1 protein-coding gene is annotated in these 301 nt (G+C 72.8%); it reads left to right on the top strand.

From position 1 onward, the window contains the following. The coding region (locus tag ACLJNW_RS24295) for a hypothetical protein (RefSeq protein ID WP_410961231.1) at positions 1-301 on the top strand (301 nt) is incomplete at both ends.

Genomic DNA, 301 nt, shown 5'->3' with positions numbered 1-301 from the left:
ACCCTGCGCAGCGCGAGGCCAGCCAGCAACTCTTGGACGAAGCCGCGGACAAGTTGCCGCCGGCCTTCCGCGAACGCCTGGACCGCGAGATCGAGGTCGAGTGGCGCGACGACCTGCCCGCCAACGGCATGGGCCAGGCCCGTGGCCCGCAGCGCATCGCGCTGAACCGCAAGTACCTGGCCGATCTCACCGACGGCAGCGCCGCCAGCCGCCAGACCGGGCGCGTGCACGGCACCGAGCGGCGCGAGCTGCTGGCGACCCTGCTGCACGAGCTGACCCACGTCTACGATCGCGCGCGCCT

This window comes from Salmonella sp. SAL4457 (assembly GCF_046548235.1).
In the GTDB taxonomy this organism is placed as follows: domain Bacteria; phylum Pseudomonadota; class Gammaproteobacteria; order Enterobacterales; family Enterobacteriaceae; genus Salmonella; species Salmonella enterica.
Note: the sequence above shows the minus strand (reverse complement) of the source record. Positions and strands in the feature narration are given on the sequence as shown.